This is a genomic window from Waterburya agarophytonicola KI4 (genome assembly GCF_020640915.1).
Taxonomy (GTDB): Bacteria; Cyanobacteriota; Cyanobacteriia; order Cyanobacteriales; family Xenococcaceae; genus Waterburya; species Waterburya agarophytonicola.
In genome coordinates, this window is the sequence record NZ_JADWDC010000033.1 from 26140 (window position 1) to 51633 (window position 25494).

Sequence of the window (25494 nt, forward strand, 5' to 3'; positions counted from 1 at the left end):
ACTAAAATAAGGACTATTATTTGATAACAGATCGTTGATAATAGAATTTATGTTTTTAAAACCTTTGAGCTTAGTATCTCTAATTGTCGTAGCTTCGATGGTTTCTCCAATGCCTGTATTAACCCAAACCAATCGCTTCGCGATCGCTCAAGAAAATCAGTTGGAGCTAAATAATTTACTCCTCAAAGGAAGACAATATGTAGAGACCGAAGATTACGATCAAGCTCTGGCAACTTACGAACAAGCTGCTGCCTTAGATGGGGCAAATTCTCAGATTTTTTCGGGAATTGGCTACGTGCAGATTCTCAAACAAGATTATGATGCTGCAATAGAAGCTTATAAACGAGCGATCGCCTTAACCCCCGATAATCCCAAATTATATTATGCTCTCGGTTATAGCTTGGGTACGAATGGAGATAACTCAGCAGCAGCAAAAGCCTATCAAAAAGCGATCGATTTAGAACCTTTAAATATTCAAAATCATATTGGCTTGGCGGTGGTTTTGGTCAGAGCTAAAGAATATGATCGAGCTATTCGAGCTTATAAAGTTGTCTTGGCTTTAGACCCCGATAACGAACAAGCTTATCGTATTCTTTCTCGTATTTTTATCGAACAAAAACGTTATCAAGAAGCCATTAATCTTTTAAGACCAGTTATTCAAAAATATCCTCAATTAATCGACTTAGACCTAGAATTAGCCGATGCTCTAATTGTTAAAGGAGAAATCGAAGAAGGTTTGCAAACATTAGCAACGGCGAAGAAAAATAATCCTCAAAATTATTTAGTTTATATTCACACTGGCAATGCTTTATATCAACAAGGAAAATTAAATGCAGCTTTAAAAGAATATCAACAAGCAACCAAACTTAATTCTGACGCTTCAGAAGCATTTGCAGGAATAGGTGAAATTTATCTGGCTCAAAAAAGCTATCTTAAAGCAGTCATTGCTTTTCGCAACCTAACGGAAATTGAACCTGATAATCCTCAGGGACATCACAACCTAGGTCTTGCTCTCAAAGCGAGAAGAAGAAATACTGAAGCGATCGCCGCTTTAAAGAAAGCCCAAAGATTATACAAAAAAGCAGGTAATGACAAGCAAGCCAAGAATGTTGCGATCTTAATTGACAAGATCGATAATGAGGAGTAAAAATCATTATTGCCATGCCCAAATAATTAGAACTCTGGCGATCGAGAATTTATTCTATCCAATATATTTATTATCTATATTAATTGATTAAAAACATGGATATCATCGAGACTATTGCTCAAATAAAGTCTCAGTTGAAAGAAATTGAGTTACAAGAAGAAACTAATCAAAAAGAACAAGCAAAAATTAATCAGCGCATAGTCGATTTAGAAAAAGAACTCCAACAACAAAATCAGCAACGCAATCAATTGGATCGCGAAGCTCTTAAACTTTATACTAGAGCCGAAGAATTAAGACCCAAGCTAGATAAATTAGAACGAATTGCTAACTTATCCAAAGAATTTTTAGAGTTACACACCGAATGTCAAGACAATCAAGATTTATTAAATACTTTATATTCTTCTGTATCTAATATCTCAGGAGAAAATAGAAAGCCTGTGGTTACGGATATTTATATTGATAAGCCAGAATCTCCCCCCAGCGATCGAGCTAATTCCCAACCTAAGGATAATAGCAATTATGCTGATTATTCTATTTCTATAGATGATATTAAAAAAGCTCTGCCCAATGCCGAAAAAATTTATCAACAGCTTGTAGCTGGCTATCTGGAAGAGTATAAAACCTATCAAAATTATATTATTGATGGTTTAGATTTGGTTTGGTATGCCGTAGCTTTTATTGCCTTTGGACGCTCTTCTTATCGCAAAATGAGCTTTAAATATCATCCCGATCTTGATGGCTCGGAAATGGCAATGCAATTAATTAATACGGCTTGGTCTATTTCTCAGAATTTTCTGGGGGATTCTGATGAAGAAGATACCATGTTGTAGTAAACCCATTAGTAAGTTTAATAAGTAGTCGTGCAAAATTAATTTTATACTAGAGGCTGGGAAAGGGTTAAGGGGTAAAGGGAAAATCTTCTACTCTAAACCCGTAGGTATAATATACATTCATAACAAAATAAAGCGATCACCTAAAACTAAATACAATTTGTATATTTGTTCCATCAACTAATAATCAAACAGATCGCGTCAATAATAAACCTTGGCTATTGTTCAAGGTAATCTGACTGAGATCCTTAACTTTGAGATCGGGAGTTGCGGTCGCAATTTTCCACTCCGCTAAATCGATACCCAAAATTTCGGCTGCATTTAACTTAGTTGCTTCCCCTTCAAAATTAGCCAAGATTGCTACGGCAGGTTGTAGGTCAAGGTTGTGACGAACACCATAAATAACAGTTTTTTCTTTTTCACTGATTTTGTCAAAAGTATCTTGTTCGAGGAGATTATTCGCCAACCAAGGATGCTGATGGCGAAATTCTCTAGTGGTCAAATTAAACTTAGCTCTGGAAGAACTTACTTGAGACTCATAATTAGCAACATTGCAAACTTGATAGCAATCTTCCATAAACATCAAAGCAAAACTCTTAAGGCGATCCTCATCGAGCTTTTTGAGGAAACGTACCATTCCCCCTCGCATCAATTCAACCAAAGGTAATAAATCTTCAATACAGTGGGTGTCGGGGTTAGTACATCTCTGTAATACCTCTACTACTTCAGCCAAATTATAATCCTGCTGAACCATTGCATAATGTAAAGCCTGACCAAACTGTTTTAATTGTTTGAGTTGCTTGAAGCCCAGAGTTTTTAATCGAGGGAAACAATAAGATTTACGATATAAATCAGGGCTAATTTGCCAATCTAAAAAGCCTACTTCTTCCGAAACGACCTTAACTCCATATTGTTCGTCAGTATTGCGAAAAAATAGCCAAGGAGCGTGCATAGTGGCATTAATAAAATCCATTGGTAGCCCAGGACTAAAGCAATTGACCCACATAGTCACCGCAGGATTATCGTAAGCATTGTGCAATACTTCTGGTAAAGTCTTACCCAAATGCCAGTTGATTGCTTCCCCCGAATCGATCTGATTGCCTCTTCGTACAGTGTCATGATTGCCACAACCAGTAATCCAATGGTCGCCAATGGTCATTACTTCCATGACTCGCCCCCATTTCTTCTCCCAAAAACCTTTGATACTAGGAGTATTATGGGCAAAAATCAAAGGTCCCCATTGATAAGATTCTGGCTTTAATTCGATCAATTCCCGATAGGTAGACTTTTCTTCCCAACCCTCTTCTGGCCAAGGACGACCATCTTCAAAGATAGTAAACATCAGTCGCTTGTGACCTTTTATTTCTTGAACTATGTTGCTCATTTCCAATAAATAAGCATCATCTTGTTCTACTTTCCCTGAGAGGGGGTTGAAGAAACGGAAATCTTGTCCCCCATCAATACGTATACCATCCGCCCCCGTATCGAGCTTGCGTCGCTGCATTTCCAGCAAGATTGCCCTTACCATAGGTAACTGATGGTTGAGGTCTTGACCATACATATTAGGTCCTTTGAGAAATTCACGGGTAATTAATAATTCGCTTTGATTATCTGCGTGTCCGTAAACCAAATCATAAATTAGCTGAATTGGTTGAGAGGGAAAAGTATGCAGGGTTGCGATCAGATCAACTACTTCATCAGGGCGTAAAGTACCCAGAAGTGCGGGATTAGTTGTACTAGAACCGAGGATAGGTACATCGTAGCCCCAATCTTGGGTGTTGGGTTTAAATAGCTCGATTTCTACAACATCACTATCTTCATCTTCTCCTAAAAAGCCAAAAAATTCGCTTTCAGGACTATATTCGTCGCGATATTCAATGGTGGGTTCGGTAGGTAACAATTCGATCGCATCATAACCAAGATAGTTTTGTTCTCTGGGAGTTAGAGTTTCTCCTGTTTCAGTTTTTTGAGCGATATCTTGATAAATGCGAGTCAACCCAGCAATTGTGCCTTCAGCCGAAGCAGTCCCCACGTGAATTTGTAGAATATTTCGAGGACTCTGAACGCGGGGAATTTTAATCTTGGGATTATCAGATTTGGCAGTACGTTCTAGATAATCTAAATCTGCTCTACTAGCCTGGAGACTATCCATGTCGTATAGTTCGGCAGGGGCAAAAATACCATAGGGGAGTGAATTGGGTACTAGATCGCGAATTGTACGGAGTTTCTCTGCTCGATCAATATAGCGCAACCAATAAAATGAGCCAGCTCGTTCGCGGTTTCCTGGTTGCATTCCCGCTATTACACCCCAAATAAATTCACCTTGTTGTTCTAAGTGTAGGCGATCGCGTTTGAATTTGATTGTTTGTTCTTTTTCTTGCCAATCAATTGATTCGAGGGGAGTGAAAACTTCTAAATAAATTTCTCTCTCGTGCAGTACATCTCTAATCAACCCTGGTACCCAAAAACCAATCTCCGTCAGTCCGTCGGGTCGATAATAAGCCCCCAATTTACGAGCAATGGCTTTGGTTTGTTCTAGATAAGTATTACTCGAACCTTCTAAACCCGATGCCCAAGCTAATAATTTTCCTGTTGCTTCAGGGACTAATCTAATGGACGTATTTGCTGTTACTTTCACTCAATTCTCTCTGCTCTATATGGATAGTTGGCATTTTTCCCTTAGTTCATTCTGATCTATGATAGAAAACACGGCAACTCTTTGCTAGAATTTTTTAAAGTTCTATAAAGTTCTACTATCAATTACCCTTAGGGGGGATTGACTTGGAAGTCGGTGCGATCGCCCTCGATTTTGGTTCGGGACAGTAATTGGTGTAGGATTCAATTATATTAAGCTAGTTTTTGCTAGCGAGAAGATAGCTTGTTTATCTACTTAATTTAATAACCAAAAATTATGAAATCATCTTTAGTTATCCTCTATCACCGCGAACCACATGACGAAGTAATCAAAGATGGCAAAATTCATTACGTACCCAAGAAAAGCCCCAATGGAATTGTTCCTACCCTCAAAAGTTTTTTTGCCGATGCCAATCAAGGAACATGGATTGCTTGGAAACAAGTAAACGAAGAACAAAAAGATAGTTTTGAAGAGCGAGTCAACATCGAAGGAGAAGCGAACTACAATGTACGGCGTATTCCTTTAGATGAGGAACAGGTAAAACAGTTTTATCATATTACTTCCAAAGAAGCTTTTTGGCCTATTCTTCATTCTTTTCCCTATCATTTCACCTCAGAAACTGCCGAATGGGAAAACTTTAAAAATATCAACCGTTTGTTCGCCGAAGCTGCTTGTGAAGAAGCTGCTGATGATGCTTTAATCTGGGTTCACGACTACAATCTTTGGTTAGTACCTCAATATATTCGAGAATTAAAACCCAATGCTCGAATTGCCTTCTTCCACCATACTCCATTCCCTTCGGTGGATGTGTTTAACATCCTACCCTGGCGGGATGCGATCGTTGAAAGTCTGCTTTGTTGTGATATTGTCGGCTTCCACGTACCGCGTTATTCGGAGAACTTTGTTAATGTTGCTCGCAGCCTCAAACCCGTCAAAATAACCAAGCAAGAAGCAGTCAACGGACATATGACTCCTGTCGGTATAGCGTTAGCCGAACCTGAAATGACAACTCAGTTAAGCTATGAAGGGCAGATAGTTAATATTGATGCTTTTCCTGTAGGAACAAATCCTCAGTTTATTAAATCGGTTTTGGATAAGACAGAAACTAAAAACAGGCTTTATCAAATCAAAGAAGAACTTGCAGGGAAGAAATTAATCATTGCCGCAGGACGAGTAGATTATGTTAAAGGTAATGAAGAAAAATTAGCAGCTTATGGTCGTTTATTGGAGCGTCGCCCCGACCTACACGGTAAAATTAGCTTTGTGATGACTTGTGTCCAGTCAGCCCCAGGAATGCGAGTTTATAAGACGGCTCAAAGCACTATCGAACAACTAGTGGGTCAAATTAACGGTCGTTACGGCAAACTAGACTGGATGCCGATTAGATTGTTTACTCAGCCCATACCTATTCCTCATTTGATTGCTTATTATAAGGCTGCGGATATTTGTTGGACAACTCCTCTACGGGATGGTCTAAATTTAGTAGCAAAAGAATATATCGTGGCTCATGAAGGGGAAGATGGCGTATTAGTTCTTTCTGAATTCGTAGGTGCAGCGGTAGAATTGCCCGAAGCTATTTTAACTAATCCTTATTCTCTCAACGGTATGGATCGAGCGATCGAACAGGCTTTAGTTATGTCGGAAGAGGAACAAAAAGAACGAATGACTAAGATGTATAAAACTGTTACTACTTATGATGTTAAGTATTGGGCAGATCGTCTTTTGGATAAGTTCAATAGTCTCAAACACGAAACTGTTTCTGTCTAGAAAATAGTTTTATTTAGTTAATTTAATTGCTTGAAAGGATGGAAATAGTTCTATCCTTTTTTTTATTGATTAAGATCTTGATATGTCGCGATCGCTTTTATTCTATTCAATCCTATTTAATTGACAGAATTAAATGCTTTTTTAAATCCAGTACCTACCTGAACTGAAACTCTTTCATGACCGTAACAAGTCCAATGATTGTCATGTTCAAAACTCCAGTTTTCTTCTTTTTTTTCTAGCAAGATAGTCTTGAAACCTACCTCCTGAGCCTTTTTCACTATTGCTGGAGCGGTATCGGGATGCAAAGTTAAAATAATATTGGAAATATCGTATCGATCGCTGGTTAGTTCTAGTAGCTTTTCTACTTTGGCTAAGTGTTTGAACTTTTTTTGTGCTTTTGAATTTATTTCTGATTCTTTATTTTCTGCTGCTGGTGTAGCTAGTCGATTAAAAAAATAAAAGGCTAGCTTCCAATTATATAGTATTTTTTTTGCTTGGGCATATTTTAACTGCCCTGGTATAATTTTAGCCCGTTCGAGGGATATTTGAGTGCGATCGCTATAGTTTCTCACTTCTTGAATACTTTCAATAAAGTCATTATTTCTAGCATAAATTATATGATAATTGGGTTTTAAAGGAGTTAAATTTTGACTAATTTCCACTGCTTCAATAAATGTAACTCCTGGTCTGCCAGCCTCTACAAAATTATATTCAGGTAACTGTTTTTTTAAGAAAATATTCTGATGGCATTCTACAGGATTCATAAAGTTAGCAATATAAGAATCGCCAATAATTGAAACTAAATTATCATAGTTTTGTGGTAGCTCTCCCGACCAACCTAATTTATTTACTTGCCAAGAATGTTCTCCAGTAGCCCAATAACCTTTTTGATTGGGAATAAATTTCTGAATTCCATTGTTATCAACGGTTCTTTGAGGAACTTCTTGATTAAGACGGTTTGCTCTGACAATTACTTCTCCTAATATTAAACTTAAAAAAGTAAATATAAAAATATTTAATAAAAATTTCTTCATAATTAAAACTGGAAATAAATAAATTCTTGCTCTTGACCCGTGAATGAAAATATTGCCACAATTATTAAGTAATAAAATGCCCAACGTATCGGCTTGGGAAACACTTTTTTAATATCTTCAATAGCATACTTTTGTTCTCGACCCAGCCATTCTATTAAAGTAAAAATACCAATTAAGCTTAATACTTTTATAGGAAAAACTTCAGGAATACTAAATAGGGATAGGGAAAAAATACCGTTAACATAACTAACTGCTTGAGTTACACTTTCAGCTCGAAAAAATATCCAAGCAAACACTGTCAAAGTAAAAGTAATAAGAATACTAAAGAATTCTTTTAAAGAAGGCAAATATTTACCCTGAGCGACTACTTGTAAATTACTTCTATTGCGCTTCAACAGCAGCAAAGGTAGGAAATAAAGGGCGTTTAATGCCCCCCAAATAATAAAAGTCCAGTTTGCACCATGCCAAAAACCACTAACAACAAAAATGATGAATGTATTTCTGACTTTCATCCAAGTGTTTCCTTTACTACCGCCCAGAGGTATATATAAATAGTCTCTAAACCAGGTTGATAAAGAAATATGCCATCTACGCCAGAATTCTGCTACATCCCTCGAAAAATAAGGAAATGCAAAGTTTTGCATTAACTCAAAGCTAAATAATCTCGAAGTTCCAATCGCAACGTCGGAATAACCAGAAAAATCGCCATAAATTTGTAATGTAAAGAGAAAAGCACCTACCAAGAGAGTGCTACCAGAGTAGTTTGAATGGTTGGCAAAAATGTCATTGGCATAAAAAGCACAATTATCAGCAATAACCATCTTTTTAAACAAACCCCAAAGGATTTGTCTCATACCATCGACAGATTGAGCATAATTAAAAGTTCTACGACGATAAAATTGAGGTAATAAGTTAGTGGCCCTTTCAATTGGTCCTGCTACTAATTGAGGGAAAAAGCTCACGAAAGCAAAGAAGGCAATAATATCTTTAGTTGGTTCTAGTTTTCCTTTGTATACATCGATTGAATAGCTGAGAGTTTGAAAAGTATAGAAGCTAATTCCTACAGGAAGTACTATATTCAAAAGAATAGGATCGACTGTAGAAGTTCCCAGAAGAGTAAAAGCTTGGGTAAAGCTATCGACAAAAAAGTTGAAGTATTTGAAAAATCCGAGAAAACCTAAATTGACTATAATACTTGCACTCAAAAGTAGTTTTCTTTGATAATCTTTCGTACTTTCGGCTAATTTAATACCAATAAAAAAATCTACACAAGAACTAAAAACTATTAAAGACAAAAAACGCCAATCCCACCATCCATAAAATAGATAGCTAGCTGCTAATAATAATAGATTTTGTATTTTAAGACTTTTATTGAAGCAGAACCAATATAGACAAAATACGACAGGAAGAAATATAGCAAAATCAATTGAGTTAAAAAACATAGTTTGAAACTAATTTAAAATTAATTTTTTTTTACCTAATATTTTTACAATAGGAATAAGTTTGTTAATTAAAGGTGTTTAAACTAGCGTCAAAACTGCTCTAAAACAAGTGATTTACATTCAGCAAACCAACATAGTTTTACAAAGGAGATATTAAAAGATTGATAACATACTACCATTAAATTGCTCTACAACTTCGACCTTACCTTGAAATTAACAATTGATATTTGTATGTTATTTACTAAATGTCTGCTCTAAAAGGATAAAGTAAGAATGCGAGCATCCAAATCAGTAGAAGTTGGAACAATAATTAAAATCTCCAGAATATTACATTCCAATTGAGAAAACTCGAATCCACACCTTTGAGCAGATTGATAATTATGAGACATTGCAATTGAGTTCTAATTTAAATCTGCTGTCACGGGGTAACGTTGCAATACTTGTTTTAAATACTTGGCTGTATAAGATTTTTTATGCTTCGCCACCTCTTCAGGTGTACCCACCACAATGATTTCCCCTCCTTTATCTCCACCTTCTGGGCCAAGATCGATAATCCAGTCGGAACATCGAATCACATCTAAGTTATGTTCGATTACGATTAGAGAATTGCCTTTATCTACCAAACGCTGCAACACATTTAACAAATGATGGACATCATAGAAAGATAAGCCTGTTGTGGGTTCGTCGATTAGATAAAGAGTCTTCCCCGTAGCGCGACGAGATAATTCTGAGGCTAGTTTAACTCGTTGGGCTTCTCCTCCTGATAGGGTAGGGGCTGGTTGTCCTAGTTTGACGTAACCCAAACCGACATCGACTAGGGTTTGTAGTTTTTTGGCAGCGCGGGGAATGTTTTGGAAGTTTTCTAAAGCTTCTTCTACCGTCATATCTAAAACATCAGCGATCGAATAGTTTTTATATTTAGCCTGGAGGGTTTCGCGGTTATATCTCGCACCTTTGCACACATCACACTGAACGTAGACATCGGGCAAGAAATTCATTTCAATTACATTCACCCCTTGTCCGCTACAGGCTTCACAACGACCACCTTTAACGTTAAAAGAAAATCGTCCTGCTTTATAACCTCTGGCTTTGGCTTCGATGGTTTCGGCAAAGATAGCCCGAATAGCGTCGAATACTCCCGTATAGGTAGCTGTATTAGAACGAGGCGTGCGACCAATAGGAGACTGATCGATTGTAATGACTTTATCGATCGCACCTAATCCTTTGACTTCTCCTAAATCTTTAGGGAAGGGTACTTTGCGACTGAGGTGATGTTTTAAAGCAGGACGCAATAATTCATTTACCAAAGTTGATTTTCCCGAACCTGATACCCCAGTAATGCAGACAAACTTGCCTAGAGGAATAGTGATATCTATATGCTTGAGATTATTTTTATGACAGTCTTTGAGGGTCAAACCAAACGCTTTCCCTTGCCTTCTTGCGTCGGGAGTGGCAATGATTCTTTTTCCTGATAGATATGCCCCCGTTAAAGAAGTCTCCGAATCTAATAAGGCTTTTAAATCTCCTTGGACTACAATATCACCGCCGTGTACCCCTGCTTTAGGTCCAATATCCACCAAACTATCCGCAGCACGAATAGTATCTTCATCGTGTTCTACCACAATCAAAGTATTACCCAAGTCTCGCAGTTTTTTCAGCGTCCCCAATAACTTATCGTTATCTCGTTGATGCAAACCGATACTGGGTTCGTCTAAAACATATAATACCCCCGTCAATCCCGCACCAATTTGAGTGGCGAGTCGAATACGCTGGGCTTCTCCTCCAGATAGAGTCATAGCTGCCCGATCTAGGGTCAAATAGTCTAAACCTACATCTAATAAAAATTTTAAACGGGCTTTAATTTCCTTGAGGGCTAATTCTCCAATTAACGCCTGACGGTTGGTTAACTTGAAGTTATTGACTCGATCTAAACATTCACGAACGGGTACGCTAGTTAGATCGTTGATGCGGAATTGTCCTAAGCTTACTGATAAAGAAGCTGGCTGGAGGCGTTTGCCATTACAAGTATCGCAGGGTTGATCGATCAAATACTGTTCTAGCTTATTCTTAATCGAATCGGAATTAGTTTCCCGATAGTTGCGTTGCAACATTTTTAGCACCCCCGAATAGTGGCGATGATAACCCTTTGGTTCACCTCCCCGACTATCAGATTCAAAGTATACTGGGTCTTTTGCGCCAAAAAGAATAATATTTTGCTGTTGGGCGGTTAAATCCGACCATTTAGTTTGAATTTCAAAACCAAAAGCTTTGCCTACTCCATGTAGTAAAGAGAGATAGTATGAATTATCCTTATCCGACCAAGGGGCGATCGCGCTATATACTGGTTGGGTGGGATCTGGTACGACCAACTCAGGGGCAAAGGTGCGATGACTCCCCAAACCATGACAATTGGGACAAGCACCATAGGGGGAATTGAAAGAAAACAAACGGGGTGATAATTCTTCAATTACCGCACCGTGTTTAGGACAAGCAAAGTTCTCGGAAAAGACGATTTTTTCTGATTGCTGATTATCTTTGGCATCCGTAGGGGGAATGACATCAATCTCGGCAATACCATCTGTCAAACGCAAACAAGTACCTAGAGAATCAGCCAAACGTTCTGTAATTCCTGATTTTTTAACCAAACGATCTACTACTACTTCAATATTGTGCTTGTAGTTTTTATCCAACTCGATATTATCGTCTAGCTGTCTGACTTCGCCATTTATTTTAACCCTCACAAAGCCTTGGGAAGCTAAACTAGACAATAATTGTTTGTGCGTCCCTTTTTTACTCCGCATTACGGGAGCAAGAATCATGAACTTAGTTTTATCGGGCAATTCCATAACGCGATCGCACATTTGATCGATGGTTTGGGGTACGATAGAGCGATCGCATTTGGGGCAATGGGGTTCTCCAGCCCGACCAAACAATAGTCTTAAGTAGTCGTAGATCTCCGTTACCGTACCCACTGTCGAACGAGGGTTGTGGGAAGTGGATTTTTGATCGATGGAAATTGCTGGACTCAATCCCTCAATAGCATCTACATCGGGCTTATCCAACTGTCCCAAAAACTGACGGGCATAAGCACTGAGGGACTCTACATACCGTCTTTGTCCCTCGGCGAATATGGTATCGAATGCCAAAGAAGATTTACCCGAACCTGATACCCCAGTAAATACAATCAACTTATTACGGGGTAATTCCAAACTGATGTTTTTTAAGTTATGCTGCCTTGCACCTTTAATCCGAATTACATTTTCTTCGACAGAAGATGGTGAATGTTGATTAGTTTTGTCGTTGGATTTTGTACCATTGCCAGAGGGGGACATACAGACGGTGCTTAACAGTGCTTAAAAGTTCTTAATTATTTTAACGTTATATAGCGATCGAGTTCATCTATTGCTTTAAACGATCACACCCTAATAAAAACTGCAAGCTAATAATTGCGAGAACTAGCTTTTTTTCTAGCAAACAACAAAGGCAATAACCAGCCTAAAATCATACCAATTGCACTACAAAGAGCCAGTAAAATTCCTACAGGAATAGTAATAGACTCAAACATCAAAAACTTGACCGAGACATTTTGAATATTTTGAATCGAAAAAATTGCGATCGCAAAAATCCAACTACCAACAATTAAACTATTAAATAGACCTGCAAATGCTTTCATAATAATTATAATTAATAATTAAATTAAACCTCGACTAGATTACTGTACGCCAATAGACTTTCCGCCAGGAAGTTCCGATCCTAATATGGTGCGAATTTTAATCGGCGCGTCTTGAGGATGAGGCTCCCAACCTACTTCGTATCCCGCAGCCCAAGCTTGTTTTCTCGCCTCGCGAAATGCTTCAAAACTATCTGGTCTAACAATAAAAATCAAGTAGTCTTTTTGAGCATTATATTTAGCTAAAACTTGTTTAAACTGAGAATCTGCTGCTATTAGCTGACTGGTGTTTTCTCCCACATCTTCTGAAATAGGATTAAAAAGCAAAGATACTCCTTCGTCTACAGTTCTTACATTATAGTTTTGAGTAGTAGCTCGAAAATTGCTTTGACGACCGACAATACTTAATAAACAAGATTGATAGCTGTCTTGACGAAAAGCATAATCAGGAGAATCTATGGAGCTTAAAGGTTTGTTACAGTTGGGCAAATTGCCCGATAATTCGAGTTCTTTTTCCCTTACCTGACGCAAATCTAAATGGCTGACTTTATTGTCTTTAATCTCGAACCACAATGACTCTTTATCGGTGTCAGAAGACAAAGGAGTTTCAATAGTTATCTTAGCTTTAGAACTACCCCCAGTGGCAATGAGAGTGACAAACAAACTAATAAACATCAATACACCAACGGTGTTAGTCAAAACATCTAAAAAAGAATCTAGGTTTTGATTTATTTGATTGTTTCTGCGTCTGGCTCTACTTCTCATTGATTGTTTATCTAAATAGCACTTCTAAATTTAATTGCATTATAAGCCTTCAATCAAGAACATCAGCAATTATGAAAAGCTACCTTGGCTAATAATTGAAGGGGAGTAATCTGTTTGAGCAATTCTAAAGAATCTAGATCGCGAACGAATAAAGAGCCAGCAAAACCCAGGGAATTGATCGGAATATTGGCAAAAGAATCTTGCGATCGCGGTACAATCAGCATCCAGTTTCTGGTAGCGAGAAAATTATATGCTCCTACTTGTTGGCTATCTTTGTCTCTCTTTAAGCCAACTCGGTCTAATAATAAATGATATTGTTGCAACATCATCTCTGCTGCTGCGGTAGGAGAATGTTCCCTCGATAAATCCAACTTAGCCGCCCCATGACGGAAAGGAAAACTGGCAATTGTTCCCATTGAGTCTTGAAAAGTAATAGTTGCGATCGCTTTTTCAATGGGAAGATGAACTACATCAGCCATAAAAGGGAGAGGAATTAGCTGGAGATGTTTGTGTGGCTGAGAAGCTCCCGCAGCTCTTCCCCCGTTAAAAAAAGCCAATCCGTCTATCTCTTGGAGACACCACCACAAAGCGATAAAATCTTTCATGTTGAGCAACTCTGTTTGTAATTCAAACTCGCGAGTCACAATGAGCAAGTGATGGTCTACCACATTAAACTTATTGAGCAGACAAATGTGACTGGGGGAAATATCCCCGACAAACATGGCTGATTCGTAAGGCTGAAAGGGATCGCATCTTTTGCCTGTTTTTTGCTCTTGTTGGTTTTGCTGTTTCCTGGCTTGCTCTTTGCGTTTTAAGTTGCCTTTGGTACGAACTATAAAAGGAATACCATCTTGTTCGATTAATTGATATTCTGTTTCAATCGACTTGAGTGCGCCACATTCACGGGCAAATTTAGTTTGCTGCTGGGTTTTTGACCATAATGTACCTGGCTTTAAAAAAGAGCTTGGGGGTGGGTTTGTTACTGATTCTGCCATAGTCTGTGGTGCGATCTATATATCCATCGTTGATTATTAGTTGTTTAGTACCGCTTGACAATCTTGGGTAATTTGTTGCTTCAACGCCTCTACCGAGTCAAACTTTTGTTCGGGACGCAAAAACTGAAGTAAATTAACCTTGAGATCTCGACCGTATAAATCTCCCGACCAATTTAGCAAATGTACTTCAATAGTCGGAGTCTCGCCAGCTACCGTAGGACGACAACCAACATTCATTACTCCTTTAATGATATTCTGCTCTAGGTTTTGGTTCAAAAAGACGTCTACTGCATATACGCCATATCGGGGTAAAAACTTTTCAGGAGGTAATGCTAAATTGGCGGTGGGAAAGCCAATTGTTCTGCCTAGTTGTTGTCCTGTAACTACTTTACCCATCAGACTATAGGGTCTACCCAACATTTTATTAGCCTGTTTGATTTCTCCCTTGGATAATGCTTGTCGAATTAAAGAACTACTTACTCGCACTGCTTGTCGATCGCGATCTTCATATTTGTGTAATGAATTCAGATGCACTGTAATGCCAAAATTACCCGCAATATTTTTTAAATCTTCCGCCATACCCTTTCTTTGATAGCCAAAGCGAAAATCCGCGCCAACACTAATGATTTTTGCTTGTAGCTGCTTGACAATTATCTCTTCGATAAACTCTTGGGGACTCAAAGAAGCCATCTTGCGATCGAAAGCTAGAAGAATTAATTGCTTTATCCCTAGAATTGATAACTCCTCTGCTTTTTCGGGAATAGGAGTCAAAAGTTGTAATTTCCCTCCTGAAAAAAATTCGCGGGGATGGGGTGTAAAACTAACAACAGAAGGCTGTAAATCATTCTGGGGTTGAACCTGGAACGATTGAATAATTGGTTGCAGCACTATTTGATGCCCTTGATGAATACCATCAAAATTACCAAGAGCGATCGCTGTGGGGGTTTTAATTTGGTCGGGAGAAGATACTATTAACACGCTTTATATTTTGACGTGGAATGGGATATGTCGCAAGAAAGACGGAAAATAAGCAAAAAAAAGCCCCCAGGTACCAAACTGGGGGAAATTCATGTAACAGATAATATCTGTTGCATAGCTCTATCTCTTCTCTAATATCACTTATGTTTTTCATGATGGTCGTGATCTCGATCGCAATTAGTAAATTAATTAAATAATAAATATAAAGATTTCTTAAAGAATAGCTTAATTTAGTCGCTTATTTTAAAAGTATCGATTAGAACTGTTGAAGCAAAAATAATAATAACTTTGGTAATAAATTTTGCATAAATATTTCGATAGCGCGATCGCCTTGACCAGTATTTGCTCTATAGGCTTGGCAACCTTGACCCTTGCAGAAGATACAATTGCTTACGAACAACCAGACACGGTTAAGGATCTTCAATTACAAAGACTAGATAATTCTTTAGCAGCCAATATCAAGAGTCTGAAAGAAGTCGAACCTCTTGTTCCCCCTGAACCCGCACCTCAGCCGATCTCCATCGCTGCCATCAATACGATCAAAGAATTTGAAGGATTTGAAAGTCAAGCTTATATCGATACTGATGGTACTCCTGTGATTGGTTATGGTTTATCTGCTATAGGAGGCGTACCAGTGCAAATAGGCGATCGCATTGACTCTAACGAAGCTGATGCTGCACTCCACGCTCAACTACAAGTAATTCAACAAAAATTAGACAAAGCGATTTCCGTAGATTTAAGCGATCGCCAATTAGGTGCGATCGCATCTCTGGCTTTTAATGCGGGAGTCGATTCTATTGAAAAAAGTAGCTTAGTCCGAAAAATTAATGCAGGTGACTATCACGGTGCAGCCGATGAATTTTTACGATGGGATAAAGCCAACGTCAGAGGTATATTGGTACAATTGCCTGGATTGACTAGAAGAAGACAAGCAGAAAGACAGTTATTTTTACTAGATAGTTGATTGTTGTTTAACTATCGATAATATTCAAAGAAACACGCAGATCTTTTAAAGAAGTCGACCACAATGTATTCCATTGGATACCAAATAAAGGTTTTGCCTGCTGCGCCATTGTCCATCCTTGAGAGATCGCATTTAGATATTCTCCTGCGGTTTCAATGTCATCAACAACTGCTTTAACTAGATTTTTGGCAATCAAAGCCAACCAAAAACGAGAGGCATAAAGTTGTGCCACATAAAATGCTTCTAGCTGAATTTCGCCGATGATATCCGTATCAAAACCCGTAACGACGTGCCAAATATCGTGGGTTTCCCGAAGGTGAGTAATAAAAAACTGGTAATCATTATTGCTTTTGCTCATTTCTAATGGCATCGCGCCATTTCTCATCATTTGCTTGGCGTAAACATAACCCAGAGTGTCTTCGGGCAAAGTAAGAAGTTGTGGCAGATCTACATGACCCAAGCGGGGGCGATTTAGAAAGGCTTGCCTTCCTTGTGAATTGCGAGACAGAAACTCGATGATGATATCTAAGGTTTCAGGATTATTGAGAGTTTTGGAAAGATAAGCCACCGCTTCAAAGTTTCCATCGGGTGCGTTGACCATATTAAAAAAGCTTTCCAGAGCCTGTTCCTGCCACTGTTGGTCTACATCTGTTAAGTTTTGCATCCTCAAAAATTTATGTTGTTGCTGAATATTGCCAATCAATCGTGAGAAATCCAATCGATATACTTAGGCTGGTCAATAAGTTCCTGAGCGAGTAAGAAACTAGATATTGTCCAGTTTTGGAATTTTCTGGCTTCTTTTCCTACCAAACGACCATTTTTTCCATCATAATATTCCGCCCACTCGTCTTTGTGTAAGCGTTTAGCGGCGATCGCGATCGCTTGACGAGCTAAATCAGAACGATCCATTTTCACAGCTGCTGCCACAAAGAAACACAACAAAACAGGCCAATTACCGCCATTATGGTAAGACCAAGGACGATTTTTCGGATCGCAGCCTGTAAGTATTTCCCAGTCGCGATTTTTCAAAGCAGGGAAGCAAATTTTCATCGGCATCCACCCGATTAAATCTGTCCATTTTTGCTCGATGGTGTGCATAATTATCTGCCCCTGTTGACGCATTACCAAAGAAGATAAAATTGCCATCATGTTACCCAAGGCAAAAAAGCGACAGTCAAGATGAGATGGCCCTAAATTTCCTGCTAGATAACCCCCTTCTTCGGGAAACCATTCACTTAATTCTGCATAGGGAATTGATTCGGAGTAAATATTGAATTGGTTTAAAGCGTCCTCGCCATATTCTTCCGAACCATAACGATAAATAACATTGAGCTTTTCTGGATCTAACCAGTAGTTGTGACGAATGTGGCTGGTTAGAGGAGGAATACGATTATTGATTGCTTGAATAATTTTGATGTTTTCTTGATTGTCTAGCAACAATTCCTTGGCACACCGTAGAGTAGTGTGAAATAAAGCTTGAATCTCTAGAGGGTGTCCGTTAATTCCCATACGGCGATCGATCATACACGCTCCATCGGGCACGAGGAGAGTCGGATACATATCGAATCTGGCTGAGAGGCAAAGCTCGATAATCAATCTAATACCCTTTTGCATTTCAGGACTATGGGCAAAAGAACTTTCTCCCGTAGCACTAACATAAGCCCGCAAAACAAACATCCACCACAAACAAGAATCGACAGGAGTTACTCTACCAATGGCGTGGTCGCCAAAATCAGCCTTGAGAAATTCTTCATCTCCCTGATGAAGTACTTTGAAACTAGCGGGCATCAAACCCCGTCCTGGTTCTAAGAAATCTAGCTGTTTTTCTTTAATTTGCAACCGCAGAGTCTCTAATAAAAAATTCTGGACAATTTCAGTTCGACCCCGAATCAGAAAAATTAAGGCTGCGGGAACAAAATCTCGGACAAAACACTGATCGTAATTTAAGGAAGGCGAACTATAGTCACAAGCTGCTAATGTCCCTATAGGGCGACCTCGATAATAGATAATCGACGATTCTAAGGCTTGCCATGCTTCGGCAGCAACCACATAACTTTGTTTGGCAGTCAATTTTTTAAACCCCTGGTAAATTACGATCTGGCTAGTTTTTACGCACAATATTCAACCTAAAATATGGACGAAAAAACCTGGCTGATTGGTTTATTATCGTAAGTTTACCAAGTTTCGATCTAATCGATCGCATTATGTTAAAAGCTCATAGAATAACATCCCAGTAGCTTTTAATAGTGCAAAATTAATGTTAGTTTCACCAAGAAAACTGTTTTACTGTGTCAAAGAAGTAACCGACATTTTCTTCTGGGGTTCCCACCAGTACGCCGTGTCCTAAATTGAGAATGTGACCCGTCTTGCCAGCTTTATGGATAGTATTGATAATGCGATCGCGAATTAGCTCTTGAGAGCCAAATAACACCCCAGGATCTATATTGCCCTGAACTTTGACATCTTTGCCTAATTTCTGTCGGGCTTCTGCCATATCGACCGTCCAATCTAAACTAATAATATCTACTCCCGATTGGCTCATTTGCTTCAAGATCCCCGCACTGCCATTGATATAAAGAATTAAAGGGGTGTCGGGATGAGTTTCTTTTACCTGACGCACTACCTGCTGTTGATAGGGGAGGGCAAATATTTCATAATCTTGGGGGCATAATTGACCAGCCCAAGAGTCAAATAACTGGATAACTTGCGCTCCACAGTCGATTTGATAGCGAGCATAAATTGCGATCGCATCTGCTAGCTTGCTCAACAACTGATGTAATATAGTGGGGTCGGAAAATGCCATCTGTTTGATGATGGAATAAGTCTTGGAAGTCTTGCCTTCAATAGCATAGGTAGCCAGAGTCCAAGGCGCACCCACAAAGCCGAGTACGGTAGATTTGTCCCCTACTTCTGTCCTCAAGGATTGAAGAATTGTTTTAATAAAGGGCAGAGATGATTCGGGATCTAAGTCGTGTAAATTATTGACTTGTTCGGCGGTGCGAATTGTATGTTCAAATAAAGGTCCTTGACTTTCGCTAATTTCAAAATCAATACCGATACCAGGAAGGGGAGTTAAAATATCAGAAAACATAATCACACCATCGGGTTGAAAAGCTTTCCAAGGTTGCAAAGAGATTTCAATTGCTAAGTCTTGATTTTCCGAACGTTCGCGAAATCCTGGATACTTTTCGCTCAAATCTTGATAGGCTTTCATATATCTACCTGCTTGGCGCATCATCCATACAGGAGGACGAGCAACAGCTTTGCCCTGGGCAGCTTGTAATAGCAAAGGTGTCGATCTTGATGTTGTCATAAAGTCTCTGTCATAAAATTTCAATAGTTTTGAGCATATCATCTATACCCAATTAGTAATTAGTTTGAATGCTCGTCTAAAATATAAATTCGCGATCGATAACTGCTAAAAGTGGGCATGAACGAACAAACGTTAGATTGGATTAGGTTGCAAAAAGCACTGTCTGTAGAAGCAGAAAGAGGCTATATAGATATAATGGGCAACCAATATCGTTTTAGCGAGTTTATCTGTCTGAGTTTGGGCAAACCACCGAAAAATATTTCAACAGGAGATAAGATCCAGTGGCATGATGTAGCGCAAAAGTTTGCCAACTATAGTAATTTAAGTTCTTCCCAAAGAAAGCAATTAGTGATTGGTACGCGCAATTTTCTGCACAAGCAAAAGGTTTTAACCGAAACCCCTTCCACACCACCCAATCCCAAAACTCCCCGCACCGCAGCCTTAAATAGCTCTCAAGCTAAGACATATTTTAAGCAAGAGATAAGTTTAGATATGCCTTTAAGTAAGGTGATTGATATTGGACGTAGAAGTAATTATTTAGAGCGACTGGGTTTATATACCGTCAGGGACTTATTATTTTATTATCCCCGCGATCATTTAGACTATGCCCGTCAGGTACAAATTACTCATCTCGAAGCAGGAGAAACCGTAACTGTAATAGGTACCGTTAAAAGTTGCAAATGTTTTAGCAGTCCCAAAAATAAAAACCTGACCATCTTTGAATTGGTTTTAACCGATCCTACGGGAAGATTAAAGCTAAATCGGTTTTTGATGGGTGCGAGGTTTGGCAATCCTGGTTCCCAGGCTAGATATAGGAATCAGTATCCTGTCGGTTCGATTGTGGCTGCATCGGGGTTGGTCAAGCAAAATAAATATGGCATTACTTTAGATAAGCCCGAAATCGAAGTATTAGATGGTGCAGGTGCGAGTATAGAATCGATTAAGATCGGTCGAGTGTTGCCCGTATATGCCCTAACCGAAGGAGTACCCGCCGATACTGTGAGAAAGTCGGTAGTTGCTGCTTTACCCGCTGCTAAATATTTAGCAGATCCTTTGCCGAGGGAATTGCGCAATCAATATGGCTTAGTCAAATTAAAAAATGCGATCGCCTGTATTCATTATCCAGAGAATTGGGAGGAACTCACCCACGCCAGACGCAGACTGGTATTTGATGAATTCTTTTATCTTCAGCTAGGTTTTTTGCAGCGTCGCCAAGAGCTAAAACAAAAGCAAAAAGGAGCAAGTTTTGCACCTGAAGGTAAAATCATTGAGAGTTTTAATAATATACTGCCCTTTACTCTCACCAATGCCCAACAAAGAGTAGTCAATGAAATATTCGGAGATTTAGGTAAAGCTGACACTCCCATGAATCGTTTAGTCCAGGGAGACGTAGGTTCGGGTAAAACCATTGTGGCAGTATATGCCATTCTTGCTGCCATTCAGTCTGGCTATCAAGCTGCATTCATGGCACCTACGGAAGTATTGGCAGAACAACACTATCGTAAATTGGTTGAGTGGTTTAATCTCCTCCATCTCCCCGTAGAGTTGCTGACGGGGTCGACTAAAACAGCAAAACGCAGAGATATACATTCTCAATTAGCTAATGGCGAATTACCCCTCTTAATCGGCACTCATGCTTTAATTCAAGACCCCGTTCAATTTCATAAGCTAGGTTTGGCGGTAATCGACGAACAACATCGCTTTGGGGTGCAGCAAAGAGCGCGTTTATTAGGTAAAGGTAAATCTCCCCATGTCTTAACCATGACTGCAACACCTATTCCCCGTACCCTGGCTTTAACCCTCCACGGCGATCTTGATGTCAGTCAGATCGACGAACTACCTCCAGGAAGACAGCCGATTAAGACTATGATGAAAAAGGGTAAAGCAGATCGCAAAAAAGTCTATGACTTAATTCGTCGTGAAATTGCCCAAGGCAGACAGGCTTATATTATTTTTCCCTTAGTCGAAGAATCGGAAAAGCTAGACTTAAAGGCGGCGACAGAAGAACACAAACGTTTATCAGAATCAATCTTTCCTGAATTTCAAATTGCCTTATTACATGGTCGCATGAGTTCGGCAGAAAAAGATGCAGCTTTAAATTCCTTCCGCGATAATAAATGTCAGATTATTGTTTCCACTACGGTAATTGAAGTAGGGGTAGATGTTCCCAATGCAACGGTAATGGTTATCGAACACGCCGATCGCTTTGGTTTGTCGCAATTGCACCAGTTACGAGGACGAGTAGGCAGGGGTAGCAGTAGTTCTTTTTGTTTTCTAATGAGTAGCAGCAAAAATGTCGAAGCCAGACAGCGTTTAGCAGTACTAGAAGAATCCCAAGATGGTTTCTTTATCTCAGAAGCAGATATGCGCTTTCGGGGGCCTGGTGCAGTATTAGGGACTCGTCAGTCGGGATTGCCCGATTTTGCCCTAGCAAGCTTGGTAGAAGACCAAGAAGTGCTAACTTTAGCTAGAGAAGCAGCAGAAAAGATTATTGCAGCGGACAAAATGTTGGATAATTCTCCTTCTTTAAAACAAGAGTTGGAGATTCGCTATCGCCGTTTGATGGGGGGAGATATTTTAAATTAGGGCGTGTCTTTAAAATCCGACAATAACTTGCCACATCCCTACAGCCAAGGTAACAATAGCGAGATGTTGGGGTAGAAGATATTTAACCCGCTGGCGAGCGATTTTTTGAGTCAAGATAATCGATAATAAAACCCCCACCATCAGAGTTGCACCCTGTAAAAAAGCAATGACCGCAGGATGAGCGATTAATATAGGAAGATTCGCCCCATCTAAACCGAAGGTAGCCATAGTCACGGGTAGTATTTTACCGCCTTCTCCTAAACCCATACGGAGATAGTGGGATAAGTTACCTGCTAAAACTAGGGGTAAATAGCCGTAAGCTAATTCGATAAATTGGCGGGGTTTATATTGCTGACTTACTTTTCCGAGAAATGTGATCGCAATATTAGCCACAATTGGAATTAAGATCGGTATACTCAAAGCGATCGCAGATGTTAAGGCATGATAATTGAAGTTATCTAAATGCAAATCTAAATTCAACTTATTTGATATTTCTGGCAAACGATGGAGAAAGACAACGTTTAATAAGAGAAACAATAAAGCTACTTCATAACTGCGGGGAGTATGAGTCGTCCATAGTTCGATCCCAGGTGGGCGTAAGTTAAACTCAACAGATCTATGAGGACAGGCTTTTAAACAAGTCATGCACAATACGCAATCGCGGTTTTCCGTTAGCTGAGCGGGATGAGAATAGAGGGGACAACCATTGGTCTCTTGTCCTTCTCCCTTGGCTGCACCGCCTTTATAACATTGGTAGGTAGTACATTCTGCCGAACAAGTGCCTTGCTGCGCTCGTAATTCTGTCATGGAAAGTTTGGCAAATAAGCCATTCATTCCTCCAATAGGACATAAATAGCGACACCAAAAACGACGCTCAAAAATAGTCGAGAAAATCATTGCTCCTGCGGTAATTAATAATAGCAAGCAAGCGGAAAGATAAGCGGTATTTTCTAAATTCCATAATTCTTCCCAAAGGAGAATTAAAGTAAATAAACCAAATAAAAACCAACCTCCCCACTGGTCGGCAGAATTTCTCGGCCATTTTTTAAGCTGTCGAGGAAATAAGATTAAAGACAGTTTTTGAGTTATTTCGCCATAGATCATAAAAGGACATACCGCACACCACAATCGACCAACAAAGGGGAAAGAAATTAGAACAGCGGGCCACCACCAAGCCCAAAATAAATTGAGGGCAAAGTTGGATTCGCGGTTTTGGGGTGCAATAAATAGGACTGAAACTATGAAAGCAAAAAATATCACCGTAAAGCCATAATTTATTTTATCGGGAAATAGATCGCTACGTAAAAAATAGCGCAACTGGGGATATTTATTGAGTAGATTTAGGCGATATTGTTTCTTTTTACTTTGACCTTGCCAAACAACTTCTTCGGTAATATCATCGCACCCCTGTAGTTGAGTTAAGGCTCGTTCGACAATACTTTCTAATTCTCTTAAATTATTGGGAAAATCATAAGTTTGTAAGTTTCTAATTGCTTCGGGAGTAATGTTAGTTTTGTTGGAGCATTTATTTCTTCCAATTAGGTTTAAATAATAATTAATTTGCTCGTCTAGATCTGCTTTTCTAACTCTTAATGGGGGAACTTTAATTAAATTTTTAACTACACAATTGATCCCATGTATTGTTTGCTCGGAAATTAAAATAATTCTGGCTTGAGATGTTTTTACTTTTGGCGATTCCCCCCCAAGACGCATCACAGGAATATATTCAGACTTTTGAATTAAATTCGCGATCGCCTTAATCAACTCCTGGGGTAATAAATGAATATTATTTAAAATTAAAGTACCTTGGTCCAAGCTAGCAATCAAACCAGGCTTACCACCACTACGACCGAATAATTCTGCTCCACTTGTCTGTAATTTGGCACAGTCTACTAGAATAATTGGTTGCCGACGGTATGCCGAACCAAAATGAATTAGTGCTGCTAAATTATCCTTTTCTAGACCTGGTTCGCCAAATAACAATACCGATTCTCTGGTTTCTGAAGCTTGTTTGATTTGCGATCGCAATCTAGTTGCGTAGCGACTTTTCCCGATTACTCCTCGTTTTGCCTTACTAACTAAATAAGGTCTTAATATTATTTGCCTTTCTCGTTCAAATTCTAGTTCATCTGATAATTCTTTAACTTCTGTTGCTAATTCTCGGGCAAAAGATTGAGCTATTTCGGGATAACGATTAATTATTTTTCTAAGATCGGAACTATTAACAAACCAAACTTTGGTTTCAGTAAGAGTTTTTACGGTATATTCTACTGGTTTCTCTAATAATAAAGCATATAAATTTAATACCGTACCCGAAAGCAAACTACTTTCAACAAATTGTAATTTGCTATTGCTAGATAACTTTCCTTGATGAATTATATATAAACCATCAGGTTCTTTATCCTCAGTAATAATAACTCGATCTGCTGCAATAGTTTGTTCCGATAATGCAGATGCGATCGCCTGTAAAACTTCTGTTGATAAATTGCTCAAGCAGGTCTTTTGTTGGAGGAAAGCAACTAAATTCATTTTAATCATTTAGCATTACTGGAGTTATTAGTGCTTAAATGGCGTTTATAGACTGATATCGTATACTGTATACTGTAAAATGTTGAAATAAGTTTTCAACTCTTAAAAGTCTCTTGTGAGTCAAAACTCAAAACTATGATTTCTATTCAAAGAAGTCAGTCTTTACGACAGCAAGTATACCAAGCTTTAAAGCAAATTATTCTTAAAGGAGATTTAGCTTCGGGGGAGCGAGTAGTAGAAACCAAATTAGCCGAATGGCTACAGGTTAGTCGTACCCCTATTCGCGAAGCAATTGGTCAGTTGAAACGGGAACAACTAATAGTATCTAAGCCTAATGGTGGTTTTAGGGTTGCTACCCTTTCTGTTGCTGATGCAGCTCAACTTTACGATTGCCGTATAGCTTTAGAACAGCTTTCTGTTGCTGATGCCTGCGAACAAATCACCTCTAAACAGCTAAAACAGCTAGAAAAATGCGTACTGGTGGCAGAAAAATCGGTAAAATCAGAATCTAGTGAATCTGATAGCTCAAAGCTTCTAGAAATAGATTATCAATTTCATCATTTAATAGCAGAAAGTTCTAATAATCAATGGCTGTTAGCTTTATTAGAACAGGTTTTTGACAAGATGGCATTGCTCAGAGTTCAGACTACAAAACACAATCCCCAAGTTCTAGAAATTCGTCTAGAACACAGAGAAGTTTATCAGACGATCGCTCTAAAAAATGTAGATTTGGCCCGATCGACTATCAGAGAACACTTAATTGCCAGTAAAGCCAGAGTGGTGACAATACTTCTTGTTTAAGCCCAGAAGAAAGTAAAATGATGATTATTTTGAAAATA

General features: G+C 38.9%; 19 protein-coding genes. 6 read left to right on the top strand and 13 right to left on the bottom strand.

Features of this window, described 5'->3' with window-relative positions:
* Positions 1-49: 49 nt before the first annotated feature.
* Together I4641_RS13580 and I4641_RS13585 are read left to right on the top strand one after the other, a co-directional pair.
* Entirely contained in the window at positions 50-1147 is a 1098-nt protein-coding gene (locus I4641_RS13580; protein ID WP_229641075.1) for a tetratricopeptide repeat protein, read from the top strand.
* Positions 1148-1242: 95 nt separating this feature from the next.
* On the top strand, positions 1243-1977 hold the full coding sequence (locus tag I4641_RS13585; RefSeq protein WP_229641076.1) for a J domain-containing protein: 735 nt from the start codon (positions 1243-1245) through the stop codon (positions 1975-1977).
* A 187-nt stretch (positions 1978-2164) separates the two neighbouring features.
* Here the strand turns inward: I4641_RS13585 and gghA are convergent, their stop codons facing one another.
* Entirely contained in the window at positions 2165-4615 is a 2451-nt protein-coding gene (gghA, locus tag I4641_RS13590; protein ID WP_229641077.1) for a glucosylglycerol hydrolase, read from the bottom strand.
* 273 nt (positions 4616-4888) lie between these two features.
* Here gghA and ggpS point away from each other — a divergent pair, with 273 nt between their 5' ends.
* On the top strand, positions 4889-6379 hold the full coding sequence (gene ggpS / locus I4641_RS13595; protein ID WP_229641078.1) for a glucosylglycerol-phosphate synthase: 1491 nt from the start codon (positions 4889-4891) through the stop codon (positions 6377-6379).
* A gap of 116 nt (positions 6380-6495) precedes the next feature.
* Here ggpS and I4641_RS13600 read toward each other — a convergent pair whose 3' ends face one another.
* The 8 genes from I4641_RS13600 to I4641_RS13630 form a co-directional block, all read right to left on the bottom strand.
* Positions 6496-7413 (bottom strand): hypothetical protein, encoded by a 918-nt coding sequence (locus tag I4641_RS13600; RefSeq protein WP_229641079.1) that lies wholly within the window; start codon positions 7411-7413, stop codon positions 6496-6498.
* 2 nt (positions 7414-7415) lie between these two features.
* A complete protein-coding gene (locus I4641_RS13605) occupies positions 7416-8855 on the bottom strand; it encodes an MBOAT family O-acyltransferase (protein ID WP_229641080.1) in 1440 nt (479 codons plus the stop codon).
* A gap of 254 nt (positions 8856-9109) precedes the next feature.
* Entirely contained in the window at positions 9110-9244 is a 135-nt protein-coding gene (locus I4641_RS23825; protein WP_263858230.1) for a hypothetical protein, read from the bottom strand.
* Between the two features lie 12 nt (positions 9245-9256).
* A complete protein-coding gene (gene uvrA / locus I4641_RS13610) occupies positions 9257-12187 on the bottom strand; it encodes an excinuclease ABC subunit UvrA (protein WP_229641081.1) in 2931 nt (976 codons plus the stop codon).
* Positions 12188-12294: 107 nt separating this feature from the next.
* Positions 12295-12528 carry a lipopolysaccharide assembly protein LapA domain-containing protein gene (locus I4641_RS13615; RefSeq protein ID WP_229641082.1) on the bottom strand — a complete coding sequence of 78 codons (234 nt, stop codon included), beginning with the start codon at positions 12526-12528 and terminating at the stop codon, positions 12295-12297.
* A gap of 39 nt (positions 12529-12567) precedes the next feature.
* The gene (locus I4641_RS13620; RefSeq protein ID WP_229641083.1) at positions 12568-13290 is read right to left on the bottom strand and encodes a hypothetical protein; all 723 of its coding nucleotides are present in this window, start codon (positions 13288-13290) and stop codon (positions 12568-12570) included.
* 62 nt (positions 13291-13352) lie between these two features.
* Entirely contained in the window at positions 13353-14285 is a 933-nt protein-coding gene (locus I4641_RS13625) for an ATP adenylyltransferase family protein (RefSeq protein WP_229641084.1), read from the bottom strand.
* A gap of 36 nt (positions 14286-14321) precedes the next feature.
* A complete protein-coding gene (locus I4641_RS13630; protein ID WP_229641085.1) occupies positions 14322-15263 on the bottom strand; it encodes a bifunctional riboflavin kinase/FAD synthetase in 942 nt (313 codons plus the stop codon).
* Between the two features lie 301 nt (positions 15264-15564).
* On the opposite strand from I4641_RS13630, the gene I4641_RS13635 reads away from it, so the two are divergent.
* Positions 15565-16227, top strand: a complete 663-nt coding sequence (locus I4641_RS13635) for a lysozyme (protein WP_229641086.1) — start codon at positions 15565-15567, stop codon at positions 16225-16227.
* A gap of 7 nt (positions 16228-16234) precedes the next feature.
* On the opposite strand, the gene I4641_RS13640 is transcribed toward I4641_RS13635, so the two are convergent.
* From I4641_RS13640 to hemE, 3 genes are all read right to left on the bottom strand, one after another.
* Positions 16235-16891: a Coq4 family protein gene (locus I4641_RS13640; RefSeq protein ID WP_229641087.1), complete on the bottom strand. Its 657-nt coding sequence runs from the start codon at positions 16889-16891 to the stop codon at positions 16235-16237.
* Positions 16892-16926: 35 nt separating this feature from the next.
* On the bottom strand, positions 16927-18297 hold the full coding sequence (locus I4641_RS13645) for a glycoside hydrolase 100 family protein (protein ID WP_229641088.1): 1371 nt from the start codon (positions 18295-18297) through the stop codon (positions 16927-16929).
* A 196-nt stretch (positions 18298-18493) separates the two neighbouring features.
* Positions 18494-19540, bottom strand: a complete 1047-nt coding sequence (hemE, locus tag I4641_RS13650) for a uroporphyrinogen decarboxylase (protein ID WP_229641089.1) — start codon at positions 19538-19540, stop codon at positions 18494-18496.
* A 117-nt stretch (positions 19541-19657) separates the two neighbouring features.
* Here hemE and recG point away from each other — a divergent pair, with 117 nt between their 5' ends.
* The gene (gene recG, locus I4641_RS13655; RefSeq protein ID WP_229641090.1) at positions 19658-22126 is read left to right on the top strand and encodes an ATP-dependent DNA helicase RecG; all 2469 of its coding nucleotides are present in this window, start codon (positions 19658-19660) and stop codon (positions 22124-22126) included.
* 9 nt (positions 22127-22135) lie between these two features.
* Here the strand turns inward: recG and I4641_RS13660 are convergent, their stop codons facing one another.
* Positions 22136-24664 (bottom strand): sigma 54-interacting transcriptional regulator, encoded by a 2529-nt coding sequence (locus I4641_RS13660; RefSeq protein WP_369426789.1) that lies wholly within the window; start codon positions 24662-24664, stop codon positions 22136-22138.
* Positions 24665-24790: 126 nt separating this feature from the next.
* Here I4641_RS13660 and I4641_RS13665 point away from each other — a divergent pair, with 126 nt between their 5' ends.
* A complete protein-coding gene (locus tag I4641_RS13665; RefSeq protein WP_229641092.1) occupies positions 24791-25456 on the top strand; it encodes a GntR family transcriptional regulator in 666 nt (221 codons plus the stop codon).
* Positions 25457-25494: the final 38 nt, after the last annotated feature.

Bases quoted from the DNA above. Each gene is read 5' to 3' on its own strand.
- I4641_RS13580 (WP_229641075.1), top strand. From the start codon at position 50: ATGTTTTTAAAACCTTTGAGCTTAGTATCTCTAATTGTCGTAGCTTCG.
- I4641_RS13585 (WP_229641076.1), top strand. From the start codon at position 1,243: ATGGATATCATCGAGACTATTGCTCAAATAAAGTCTCAGTTGAAAGAA.
- ggpS (WP_229641078.1), top strand. From the start codon at position 4,889: ATGAAATCATCTTTAGTTATCCTCTATCACCGCGAACCACATGACGAA.
- I4641_RS13600 (WP_229641079.1), bottom strand. From the start codon at position 7,413: ATGAAGAAATTTTTATTAAATATTTTTATATTTACTTTTTTAAGTTTA.
- I4641_RS13605 (WP_229641080.1), bottom strand. From the start codon at position 8,855: ATGTTTTTTAACTCAATTGATTTTGCTATATTTCTTCCTGTCGTATTT.
- I4641_RS23825 (WP_263858230.1), bottom strand. From the start codon at position 9,244: ATGTCTCATAATTATCAATCTGCTCAAAGGTGTGGATTCGAGTTTTCT.
- uvrA (WP_229641081.1), bottom strand. From the start codon at position 12,187: ATGTCCCCCTCTGGCAATGGTACAAAATCCAACGACAAAACTAATCAA.
- I4641_RS13615 (WP_229641082.1), bottom strand. From the start codon at position 12,528: ATGAAAGCATTTGCAGGTCTATTTAATAGTTTAATTGTTGGTAGTTGG.
- I4641_RS13620 (WP_229641083.1), bottom strand. From the start codon at position 13,290: ATGAGAAGTAGAGCCAGACGCAGAAACAATCAAATAAATCAAAACCTA.
- I4641_RS13625 (WP_229641084.1), bottom strand. From the start codon at position 14,285: ATGGCAGAATCAGTAACAAACCCACCCCCAAGCTCTTTTTTAAAGCCA.
- I4641_RS13640 (WP_229641087.1), bottom strand. From the start codon at position 16,891: ATGCAAAACTTAACAGATGTAGACCAACAGTGGCAGGAACAGGCTCTG.
- hemE (WP_229641089.1), bottom strand. From the start codon at position 19,540: ATGACAACATCAAGATCGACACCTTTGCTATTACAAGCTGCCCAGGGC.
- recG (WP_229641090.1), top strand. From the start codon at position 19,658: ATGAACGAACAAACGTTAGATTGGATTAGGTTGCAAAAAGCACTGTCT.
- I4641_RS13660 (WP_369426789.1), bottom strand. From the start codon at position 24,664: ATGATTAAAATGAATTTAGTTGCTTTCCTCCAACAAAAGACCTGCTTG.
- I4641_RS13665 (WP_229641092.1), top strand. From the start codon at position 24,791: ATGATTTCTATTCAAAGAAGTCAGTCTTTACGACAGCAAGTATACCAA.